Annotated in this window: 9 protein-coding genes; 6 read left to right on the plus strand and 3 right to left on the minus strand. The window is 71.2% G+C overall.

Going from position 1 to position 11,090, the window contains the following annotated elements:
* Positions 1-122 precede the first annotated feature (122 nt).
* Positions 123-1,877 (minus strand): DUF4012 domain-containing protein, encoded by a 1,755-nt coding sequence (locus LMI96_RS06810; RefSeq protein WP_228360935.1) that lies wholly within the window; start codon positions 1,875-1,877, stop codon positions 123-125.
* Complete coding sequence (locus LMI96_RS06815) at positions 1,874-2,467, minus strand: hypothetical protein (RefSeq protein ID WP_228360936.1); 594 nt, start codon at positions 2,465-2,467, stop codon at positions 1,874-1,876. Before LMI96_RS06815 ends, LMI96_RS06810 begins: the two co-directional genes overlap by 4 nt.
* Before the next feature lie 691 nt (positions 2,468-3,158).
* Between LMI96_RS06815 and LMI96_RS06820 the strand changes: the two genes are divergently transcribed.
* From LMI96_RS06820 to LMI96_RS06840, 5 genes are all read left to right on the plus strand, one after another.
* Complete coding sequence (locus LMI96_RS06820; RefSeq protein ID WP_228360937.1) at positions 3,159-4,652, plus strand: sugar transferase; 1,494 nt, start codon at positions 3,159-3,161, stop codon at positions 4,650-4,652.
* Positions 4,652-5,506, plus strand: coding sequence for a WecB/TagA/CpsF family glycosyltransferase (locus tag LMI96_RS06825; RefSeq protein ID WP_228360938.1), 855 nt, complete (start codon positions 4,652-4,654; stop codon positions 5,504-5,506). The genes LMI96_RS06820 and LMI96_RS06825 overlap by 1 nt, the downstream gene beginning before the upstream one ends.
* Before the next feature lie 127 nt (positions 5,507-5,633).
* On the plus strand, positions 5,634-6,299 hold the full coding sequence (locus LMI96_RS06830) for a hypothetical protein (RefSeq protein ID WP_228360939.1): 666 nt from the start codon (positions 5,634-5,636) through the stop codon (positions 6,297-6,299).
* Position 6,300: 1 nt separating this feature from the next.
* Positions 6,301-7,635 carry an MFS transporter gene (locus LMI96_RS06835; protein WP_228360940.1) on the plus strand — a complete coding sequence of 445 codons (1,335 nt, stop codon included), beginning with the start codon at positions 6,301-6,303 and terminating at the stop codon, positions 7,633-7,635.
* The gene (locus LMI96_RS06840; RefSeq protein WP_228360941.1) at positions 7,632-8,663 is read left to right on the plus strand and encodes a hypothetical protein; all 1,032 of its coding nucleotides are present in this window, start codon (positions 7,632-7,634) and stop codon (positions 8,661-8,663) included. The genes LMI96_RS06835 and LMI96_RS06840 overlap by 4 nt, the downstream gene beginning before the upstream one ends.
* Here LMI96_RS06840 and LMI96_RS06845 read toward each other — a convergent pair.
* Positions 8,611-9,039, minus strand: coding sequence for a VanZ family protein (locus tag LMI96_RS06845; RefSeq protein ID WP_228360942.1), 429 nt, complete (start codon positions 9,037-9,039; stop codon positions 8,611-8,613). The genes LMI96_RS06840 and LMI96_RS06845 overlap by 53 nt on opposite strands.
* Before the next feature lie 102 nt (positions 9,040-9,141).
* Here LMI96_RS06845 and LMI96_RS06850 point away from each other — a divergent pair, with 102 nt between their 5' ends.
* Entirely contained in the window at positions 9,142-11,085 is a 1,944-nt protein-coding gene (locus tag LMI96_RS06850) for a glycosyltransferase (RefSeq protein WP_228360943.1), read from the plus strand.
* Positions 11,086-11,090: the final 5 nt, after the last annotated feature.

The following is an 11,090-nucleotide window of genomic DNA, read 5'->3' on the forward strand; positions in this document are numbered from 1 at the left end:
CCCGCGTCACCGCTGGGGGCGGTGCGGGTGCTCAGAATGGCGGCACCCCTATGGTATTCCTATCCGCGCCCCGCAGGAAAGCCGCAGCACCGTAACGCACCATCCGACTCCTCCGCCCTCGCTCAGCTCGACGCACAGGGTTCCGCGGCCGCCACCCGAGCCGCGCCCGGTTCGGTCAACAGCGGAGTGTGAATCAGGACCGGCTCGACATCGCCGCCATCCGGTGCGATGAACCGGAAGACGAGCGTGCGCGAACGCCCCGGCGCGAGGTCGGTGCGGCGGGTGACGGCCAGCCGCTCGCCATCCTCGACGGCGACGCTCGCCACCAGGTCGCCGTCAAGCGACACCCCTCCGGGCAACCAGCCAGGCGGCGTCACGACCGTGACCGTGGGGGCGATATCGCCGACAGCGGCGCCGAAGAGCCCTCCGCCCGTCACGCTGACGGGGAATGCGGTGGCCGCATCCGTCGGCAGAGCACTCCCGAGATCGACCGCGATGCTCACGTCTTCCCGGCCGTCGGGGCGACACGTCGTCGTCGCGACGCCGAGGCCCACGCTCAGATACGGGGTCAGCTTGCCGCCGGTGGCGTCGTTGAAGTAGACCGCGAACGCGTCGTCGCCGGCTTGCTCCTGCCGGGCGAGAGGCCCGGCCAGAGCCGACCGCGAGATGATCTCCTGCTCGGCGGGGCGCGCGCTCCACAGCGACACCCGCCCCTCGGCCAGCGGCGCTCGGAGCGACTCCGCCAGCCCGAGCACGTCCGCTCGTTCGACGAGCGCGGTGAACACCGCGGTGGCCGCATCCGCGAACTGGTCGCTCTGCTCCTCCGGCGTCGACGACAGATACGGAGTGACCAGCAGCCGATCGACGATGTCGTCGGCGGTCAACGTGCCGGCGATCGAGTCGACCGAGCCGGTTACCCGCAGAACGGCGGCCATCACGAGCGGATCGACCGACACGACCGCATCGGGAACGACCCCGGTCGCCGACTCCCACCACGTCGAGGCGAGGCGCGCCGTGAGCGTGAAGTCCGCTGTCATCGAGGCGTCCTGCACGAAGCGTCCGATGCCGTCCCCGAAGGAACGCTGCTCGCCCGCCCGCAGCGGAAGGAGCGGCTCGGCGACGGGCGCGAACGACGACGAGTCCCGGATGCCGGTGACCGCGACCCGTCCGCCCTCCGCATCCAGCTGGATGAACGTTCCCGTGATGCCCCCACCCGTCCGGAGCTCCGCCGTGTTCTGCACCGCCACCAGCACGGTGCGCGGCTCGTCGATGCCGAGCAGCGGCGGCAGGAGGGCGGCCGCCTCCGCGGCGCCCTCCGTGAGCGGACCCGCCTCCGCCAGCACCCGGTCGAGCGTGTCGACGCCGCCGCTCACCTCCGGGATCAGCGCGCTGCGGTCGAGGCCCGCGAGTTCGTCCCGCACCGCGCCGACCGCGTCATCCGCACCCGCGAGGTCATCCACCGATGCGGCGAGCACCTCGATCGCGCGCGCCGAATCGACGCCGCGGAGCTCCCGCGCGACCGACAGAAGCGGCACGGCGGTGTCGCCACCGAGATGGGCGAGACCGTCGGAGACGATGCGCACCGCGGCGAGATTCGCGCCCGCCCCGGGCACCGTCTCGGCCAGCCGCCAGACCGGGTCCGCCCCCACGTCGACGCGCGCGGCGTGATCGGTCATCGCCGCGATCGCCGTCTCCGCCCCGTCGACGTCCCCGCCCGCAAGGAGCGCGGAGGCCTGAGCCGCCGCATCCGCCGCTGCGGCCAAGTACTCTCGGGCCTGCACCGCGCGAACCCCCACGTACAACACCGCGACCGCCGCGAGAAGCACGACGGCGATGATAGATGCGGTGATCAGGCGACGAAGGCGACGGGGCCTCATCGCCCCACCGCGGCACGGCGCGACCGCCGCCGCCCGATGGCGAAGACGACTACGCCGCCGCCCAGCACCGCACCGCCGAGCGATGCGATCACGAGCGGAACCTCGGCACCGGTGCCGGCCAGGGTCGCGGCGCCGACGGCGGGCAGGGTGCAGCCCGGGCCCTGCGGCCGATCGAGCGGCACGGCGAGCGCGGTTTCTCCGACCCTCACCTCCGCACGCACAGCGGCAGACGTCACGTCGGTCTCCGGCCAGGGCCAGGCGACCTCGCCGTCGAGCCGGCCGTCGCGCATCGTGCCGAGCGGCAGGCTCGACGGCGACACATCGCCCGTCACCGTGAGCACCGCCGACGCGTCGTCGGAGACGGTGCGGGCCGCCGGTGGCGACGCGGATCCCTCCGTCATGACGAGCGAGTAGACGATCATCGGCTCACCCGAGCGACACGCCGTCGTGAACACCGAACCGGCCAGCGTCGACTCTCGCGGCGTCACCGGCGTGTACGGATCGAACCCGTCCACTGCGGCGACTCCGCTCGGAACTCCGGATGCGAGTACTCCGCACAGCAGCGCGGATCGCAGAACATTCCCCCACATATCAGCCTCCCCCAGGCTGTCGTCGGTGCCGATTCTCCCCAGACTCGGCACCGCATTTGAATAACGGGGTGAACGTTACCCCACATCTCACCGAAACGTATCCCCTGATTTTTCACGATCTTCCTACACCAGCAGCACTCTCGAAGTAAATAGATTTGTCCACCACTTGGGGGACAAGGCATTCCTGGAGTAGCGTGACGGATGCCGCAGTCCGAAGCGCTTTGGGGAGCGCACCGGCACATCACGGCAAGGGCAACGTGGCCTAGATCTGGGGGATCTGCTCACGTTTGTCAGGGCCTCTTGTGCATTCTGCTCACTAGAGCGAGGCGCAAGGGGCCCGACGTCATTTTCGAAGCCGAACCGACGTCGTCCGACTCGCGCACTTGTGATTGCGGCCGGCGTGTGTCATGCTCGGCCCACGTCAGCCGCTGAACGCGGAGTCGGATCACCGAGGGGTCGGTGTTCCGAGGGGCGACCCGATATGGGAATCGGGCTCGCCGCGACGTAGGATCCGGGAAACCGGAACCCTGCACTGGGGAACGCGGGCTCTGTCCGCACTGGGGAGGCACGGATTTCGGTCCGGGCCTGAAATCTGGGGAATGACGTTCATGGGGATGGAACGTGGCATGCGTGCGCAATCGACGCGCCGCAATGGCAACGAACGAGGTCGTTTCGGCGACCGGGTGTCGGCATGCTGACGGCGAGCGCGCTGACGCTCGAGTCCGTCGCAACGCCGCGGCCGACGGCGACGCTGCTCAGGCGTCTGCGTGATCGGCAGCGACATCGCGCCCTGGTGACGGCGACGGATGCGGCGGCCCTCACGGCCGGCGCCGCCGTCGTCAGCGCCGCGACCGTTGGCATTGCCGCCGCCGGGCCGACGGCCGTCGACGTGGCGCTGCTCTGCAGCATCGCGGCGGGCGGGATCGCCGTCTGGCTGATCGCGCTCGCGGCGACGCGCAGCAGGTCCACCGAGATCCTGGCCGCATCCGAGTACCGCCGGCTCATCGCCGCCGCGGTGTTCGTGTTCGCGGCCGGGGCGAGCGTGAACACGGTCGCACCGTCGACCGAGTTGCGCGTGCAGGTGCTGCTCGGTGTGCCGGTCGCGCTCGCAGCAGTTCTCCTGAACCGCACGTTCTGGCGTCGGTGGGCCCCCCGCCGCCGCCGGTTGTCCTCGCCGAGGACGCTCCTGGTCGGCTCTCGGGCCGATCTCGACATCCTGGCCCGGACGCTGCAACGCGACGGTCGACTCGGTTACCACGTCGTGGGGACGGCGTTGGTAGGAGCTCACGCGATCGAGTCGACCGTCGTCCCCGACCTTTCGGCGGCGTCACCGGGGGGCGTGCCGATCCTCGGTCCGGCCGTCGCCGCGGCGCAGTTGGCTCGCGAGATCGACGCCGAGATCGTCATGGTCGCCGGCGCCACCGATGACGCCGATTTCATCCGCCGTCTGAGCTGGCAGCTCGAGGGCACCGCCACGAGCCTCACGGTGGCAACGCTCCTCACCGACGTCGCCGCGGGCCGCATGTCGTTGCGCACCGCGCCGGGACTCGCCCTGATGAATCTCCGCATCCCGACGTACACGGGAGCGCCCCATCGGGTGAAGCGCGTGATGGACGTGCTGGCGGCGGCGTGCGCGATCGTGCCCATCGCCCTCGTCACCCCCCTGATCGCCGCCGCGATCCGACTGGATTCGCCCGGGCCCGTGTTCTTCCGTCAGCGCCGGGTCGGCCGCGACGGCCACGAGTTCGACATCGTCAAGTTCCGCACCATGCGGCCCGACGCCGAGTCGGAGCTGGCCGGGCTTTCCGCCGCGAACGAGGCGGCGGGCGCGCTGTTCAAAGTACGCCGCGACCCGCGCGTGACCCGGGTGGGCGCGATCTTGCGCAAATACTCCATCGACGAACTGCCGCAGTTCTGGAACGTGCTCCGCGGCGACATGAGCGTGGTCGGACCGCGCCCTCCGTTGCCGAGCGAGGTGCGTCAGTACGACGACCCGGTCTTCCGGCGCCTGTACCTGCGGCCCGGGATCACCGGTCCCTGGCAAATCGGCGGGCGAAGCGACCTGTCGTGGCAGGAGAGCGTGCGGCTCGATCTGCACTACGTCGAGAACTGGTCGGTACCGAGCGATATCGGAATCATGCTGCGCACGGCCGGAGTCGTCCTGCGCGCGAAGGGAGCCTACTGATGGCTATGCGTGTCGCGACGACGCCCGTCTTGACGGGTCGTCGCTCCATTCCCGTCCGCGTGCCGGTGGCACCGCGACCCACCCCCGTCGGCTTTCCGGCCATCACGATCGCCGACACCCTCGTGCATCTGACGGATGCGGCCGGCGCCCGCGAGGCGATCGCCGATGCCGCACGATCACGCACCTCGTCGCCGCTCGCGGTGGCCTCGGTGAACCTCGATCACATTCACCACCTGCCATCGCTCCACGGCGACGCGCCCGTCGCCTCGGCGACGCGATGGATGAACCTGATCGACGGCGCACCGATCGCCCGACAGGCACTCCGGATGACGGGAACGCCCTGGCCGCGTCTGGCCGGTAGCGACCTGATCACCGGCGTCCTGACCGACGCGCAGGCCAGCGGTGCCCGCGTCGCCGTCCTCGGCGGCAGCGATGAGATTCGGGGCGCCCTCACCCGGCGCTTCACCACAGACTGGCCGACGATGACCTTCGTCGGACATTGGACTCCGACACGCGATGCTTTGTCCTCGCGCGAATCCTCGCTCGCTCTGGCGGCCGAGATCCGTGCGGCGGGAGTGGACATCATCATCGTGTGCCTGGGAAAACCCCGGCAGGAGAAGTGGATCAACGACTACGCGGAGGCGACGGGCGCGGGTGTTCTGCTCGCCTTCGGAGCCGTGGTCGACTTCTTGGCCGGTCGGGTCTCGCGCGCGCCCCATTGGGTGAGCGCGGCGGGATTCGAATGGATGTGGCGGCTCGTGCTCGAGCCTCGACGGCTGGCTCGGAGGTACCTCATCGAGGGACCCCCGGCCTATCTGGCCGTCCGACGGTCGTCGAGACCCGGTCGAGCATGACCCGCCACCTACACGCGGGCACGGTCGGGCGCTCCCCCCGTCCGGCCGTGTCCGCCCTGTGGGTCGATGAGGCCCCACCGGATGACAGACGGCCGCCGCGTCCGTAACGCGGTTCGAAGGGGGAGAAATGGACACCGAGGTATCGACCTCGCCGGCACCACCACGTCACCGCCCGACCAGGGCGGTGATCGTGGTGGCGCTGACCGCTGTCGGAGCACTCATCGGCGTGGCCGTTGCGCTGGGCATCGGCGGCGGCTTCGGCGGCGGCCCGGCATCGGAGAGCGCACCGACGGTCGCGGGTCAGAATGCACCGGACGGTGAGACCGCGGACGCTAGCGAGCGCCGCGGGCCCGCGCCGGGAGCAACACCCGTCGACGGGAGTGAAGTGCTGCCCCCGACGAGCGGGGAGGATCCGAACCGCATCCCGCCACGCGAGGCGGACCCGCCGATCGTCTCGGCGCCGCTTCCCGCCGCCGCATCCGCCAGCGGCCACCTGGTGACGGGATTTCCGGCGAGCGTGGTCGGTCCGGCCACCGGCGACGACGTGATCGACAGCTCGGTGTCACCCGAGGGAACCACCCTGCAGGTCACCCTCACCGCGCGCTCCGACCGGGGGGCGGACGAGATCCGCACGCACTTCCGCGAGCTCTGGGCCTCGTTCGGGCTCCTCGCCCGGGAGGCATCGGTGCAGAACCAGCTCTTCGCGAGCGACACCGCATCCGTCACCCTCGACGTCGTCGAAACCGGCACGGGCACGGTGTACTCCCTGTTCGCAACCCTGCGGACGGAGTGACATGTACATCTCGCTCCGAAACGCCCCGGCATCGACCGGCTCCGCCCCGCGTGCACGCGGCGTCCGCACGGTCTCATCGACCGTCATCACGCTCGGCGTCGTCTCGATGCTGACCGACATCTCCTCCGAGTCCGTCTCGGCCGTTCTTCCGCTCTACGTCACCGGGATGCTGGGCCTGTCGGTCATCGCGTTCGGACTCATCGACGGGCTTCATCAGGGTGTGAGCGCCATCGTGCGCATCGCCAGCGGCTACACGTCCGACCGCATCGACCGCCCGAAGTGGGTCGCGTTCGCGGGATACGCCACCGCCATGGTCGCGCGCATCGGACTGCTCTTCGCGAGCGGCTTCGCCGCGCTTTCGGCCGTGATCGTCGCGGACCGCATCGGGAAGGGCATCCGCACGGCACCCCGCGACGTGATGATCACGATCGCCTCGCCGCCCGCCGACCTCGGACGCGCATTCGGCGTGCACCGGATGCTCGACAACATCGGGGCGGCTCTCGGGCCCCTGATCGCGTTCGTGATCCTGCTCGTCGTTCCGGACGGCTACGCGATCGTCTTCACCGCATCGCTCGCGTTCGCCGTGATCGGCGTGCTCATCCTCGGGCTGATCGTGCCGAACCTCCGGAGCCGCGGGAAGACAGATGCGGCGCTCTCACCCGACCGGGAGGCATCCGGGGCGGCGCTCTCGGCCACGGCGGCGCCTGCGCGGGATCGGCTCGCGCGGGATCGGCCCGCGCGGGCGCGGATGACCGACGTCTGGCGCGGCCCGATGCGGCGGGTGCTCGCCGCATCCGGGCTGCTCGGGATCCTCACCATCGGCGATGGATTCGTCTACCTCGTTCTGCAGTCCCGCAGCGACTTCGCGGCGCAGTGGTTCCCGCTGCTCTACGTGGGCACGAACGTCGCCTTCCTGGCGTTCGCCATCCCGTTCGGGCGTCTGGCCGATCGCATCGGCCGCGCGCGCGTGTTCGTCTTCGGTCACCTCGGCCTGCTCGCCGCCTATGTGGTCGCGGTGCTCGCGTGGGACGACGCGGTCGCAACCGTGCTGTGCCTCTTCTTCCTCGGCGCGTTCTACGCCGCAACCGACGGCGTCCTCGCTGCCCTCGCCGCGCAACTCACGACGCCCGACAACCGCGGCACCGGGATCGCCGCCGCGCAGACGGTCGTCGCCGTCTCGCGCTTCCTCTCGGCCGCGGGCTTCGGCGTGCTCTGGTTCACCGTCGGGCCCGAGGTGTCGTTGTTGATCGTCGCCGCGGCCCTCGCCGTCGCGATTCCCCTCGTGCTGCTGTTGCTGCGGCCGTTCCTGTCGTCCGCCCGGCAGGTGCCCGCGTGAACCCGCGTCGCGCCTGGGCGATCATCGCCGGCGTCGCCCTCGTCGCCCTCGGCGGCACCGCGGCGGCCGGCGCGGTCGCCTGGGCGCAGTACGACGAGCGCGCGAACGCGACGAGCGAGGTGGCGACGGGCGGGCCCGCCGCGATCGACGAGGGTCGTATCGTGTTCCGCAGCACCGCATCCGGCCGCGGCTACGGGCACGTCGCGAGCGTGAGCGTCGTCGCCCCCGAGGGCGAACGCGCCGTGAGCGACGCGGTGTGCGACCGTGTCGACGCGGATGCCGGCATCATCTCGTGCGTGCGCACGGTGCGCGGCATCACCCCGAGCTACACGGCCGAGATCACCCGCCTCGATGGCACACCTCTCGCACAGTGGCCGCTCGCCGGCATCCCCTCTCGCACGCGGATCTCGCCGAGCGGCGAACTGGTCGCGACGACCGCCTTCGTGACGGGTCACTCGTACGCCACCGTCGGTTTCTCCACCGATACGTCGATCCACCGCCGGGACGGCGAGGATCTCGGCGATCTCGAACAGTGGACGCTGCTCATCGACGGCACACCGAGTGCACCCGTCGACCGCAACTACTGGGGCGTCACCTTCATCGACGACACCTCTTTCTACGCGACGGTCGGAATAGCCTCCGCGGGCACGACGTATCTCGTGCGCGGCGACATCGCCACGCGCACCTTCACCGCCCTCGCCGAGAACGTGGAATGCCCGTCGCTCTCACCCGACGGCACGCGGATCGCGTTCAAGCGACTCACCGCGGGCTCCGGCCCCGACGCGCGCTGGACGCCGGCCGTCTACGACATCGGCACGGGCGACGTTCGGCTGCTGCCCGAAGCGCGCGGCATCGACGATCAGATCGAGTGGCTCGACGACGACACGATCCTGTACGGCCTTCCGCGGGACGACGTGCCCGGTGATTCCGACATCTGGGCTCTCGCCGCCGACGGCTCCGGCAACGCACGCGTGTTCATCGCCCACGCCTGGTCGCCGGCCGTCGTGCACGACGGGACGGACGGATGAGGACGACCCACGCGATCGCCGCGCCGACCGCGGCGCCGAGCGCATTCGCGAGCACGTCGCGCGGGCTGGGCAACCGCGCCGGGAGCAGGATCTGCACGAGCTCGACCCCGATCGAGAGCACCAGGGCGAGCGCGAATCCCCACCAGGGGCGGCGGAACAGCCCGGTCAGCAGGAAGCCGAGCGGCACGAACAGCGCGATGTTGGCGCCGAACTCGATCCAGCCCTGCCGAACCGTGCTCCACCCGAGATCGTTCTGCACCCACCCGGTGACCGCCGCCACGATCTCGCCGGGGCCGATCGGCGAGATCAGCAGAACGAGCGCCGCGAGGCCGTACACCGCCAGCGCCACGATCAGAGCGATGCGCCGTCGGTTCACGGTCCCACCCTGGCACAGCGGCGCCGCGCCCGTCGCTCTCCGGCGCGCGCCGTCTCGCACGCCCGACGATCATTACCACCCACACGAACAGAGGACCCGACCGTGACGATCACGTCGCCCGCCGCTCCCGCCTCCGCTTTCTTCGCCCCGTCGGCGCAGGCGACGACCGGCGCTTTCCACCGCATCGGTGCCGTCGAGGTGGCGGTGCTCATCGTCACCTACAACAGCGCCGCCGACCTCGATGCGCTGATCGCGGATCTTCGCATCGAGGCGGCGGACTGCCGCATCCGGGTCATCGTCGCCGACAACGCGTCGCACGACGGCACGTGGGACGCGGCCGCGGCGCACCGCGACGTCGTCGCGCTCCGGACGGGCGGGAACCACGGGTATGCGGGCGGCCTCAACATCGCGATGCGCGCGGTCGGCGACGCGGAGGCGGTGCTGGTCTTGAATCCGGACCTCCGCGTGCGTGCCGGCGCCGTGTCGGCGATGCTCGCACGCCTGCGTTCGCACGAGGCCATCGGGGCGGTCGTGCCGCTGATCGAGCAGGGCGACGGCTCGGTCTACCCCTCGCTCCGCCGCGAGCCGGGCGTCCTCCGCGCCGCCGCCGACGGTCTCTTCGGACGGATGTGGCCGGCGCGCCCCGCCGCCCTCTCGGAGTACGTCCGGGATCCGCGCCGGTACCGGGACGCCCACTCGATCGACTGGGCCACGGGCGCGGCCCTCCTCATCCGCTCGTCCGCCGCCGCATCCGTCGGGTCCTGGGACGAGCGGTTCTTCCTCTACTCGGAGGAGACCGACTTCCAGCGCCGGCTCCGCGAAGACGGCTGGCGTATCGAGTTCGACCCGTCCGCGGTCGTCGTGCACCGCGGCGGCGGGTCGGGCGTCTCGGACGACCTCGTCGCGCTCACGATCGTGAACCGCGTGCGGTACATGGACAAGCACGCTCCCGCCCGTGCCGGCGCCTTCCGCGCGGCGATCATGGCGGGCGAAGAACTCCGCCGCGACCCGTCGCATGCCCGCGCGCGTTGGGCGCTCCGTCGGCGGGCCCGGTGGCAGCAGCTTCCGCGGGCCGAGGGCGCGGACGGGCTGGGTCGGACTGAAGCTGGAGCCACCGGGGCCGCCGGGGCCGCCGGGCATGCCGGGGCCGCCGGGGCCGCCGGGCTAGCCGGAGCCGCCGGACCCGAGGCCGCAGAGGTGTCCGTCGATCACGTGCTCCTCACCCGCTTCAACCTGCCCACGCCCGGCCCGGAGAGTCTGGTGCGCGCGCGCGACGGATGGCTCCGCGAACGGATCGACCTGTTCGAGCGCTACACGATTCCCTCCGTCGACCGGCAGACGGTGGGGGGCGTTCCGTGGATCGTCTACCTCGACCCGCAGAGCCCCGCCTGGCTGCTGGATCGGCTCCGCCCGTACGTCGATCGCGGACTTTTCACTCCTCTATATAGGGACGCGGTCACGTGGGTCGATGTCGCGGCCGATGCGCGCGCGCTCACGGGCGCATCCGGGGACGTTTTGCTGACCACGAACCTCGACAACGACGACGCCCTCGCCGACGACTTCGTCGAGCGGCTGCAGCGTCTCGCGCGCCGTCATCGGCACGCCGTGATCTATCTGACGTCGGGCCTCATCGCGCACGGCGACGATCTGTACCTGCGCCGCGATCGCCGGAACGCGTTCTGCAGCGTCGTGGAGTCGTGGGAGTCTCCGGGCACCACCTGGAACGACTGGCACACGCTCCTCCCCCGCCACTATCCCGCGGTCACCGAGGCCGGCGCGCCCGCGTGGTTGCAGGTGGTGCACGGCGGCAACGTCAGCAACCGCATCCGCGGTACCCGGGTGGATCCGGCCGCGTACCGCGCACGGTTCGCGCCGGCCTTGCCAGCCGTGACCCCCACCCGGGCGTCCCTCCTCGCGGATCGCTGCGTCGGCGCGCCGGTACGTGCGGCGCGCGAGCTCGTCCGCGCCACCGCGAAGAGCGTGCTCCTCGCGGTGCTCGGCAAGGACGGCTGGGATCGAGTCAAGGCCCGCCTCATCCGCCGCTGACCCGG

The organism is Microbacterium sp. cx-59, from assembly GCF_020805625.1.
Classification (GTDB): domain Bacteria; phylum Actinomycetota; class Actinomycetes; order Actinomycetales; family Microbacteriaceae; genus Microbacterium.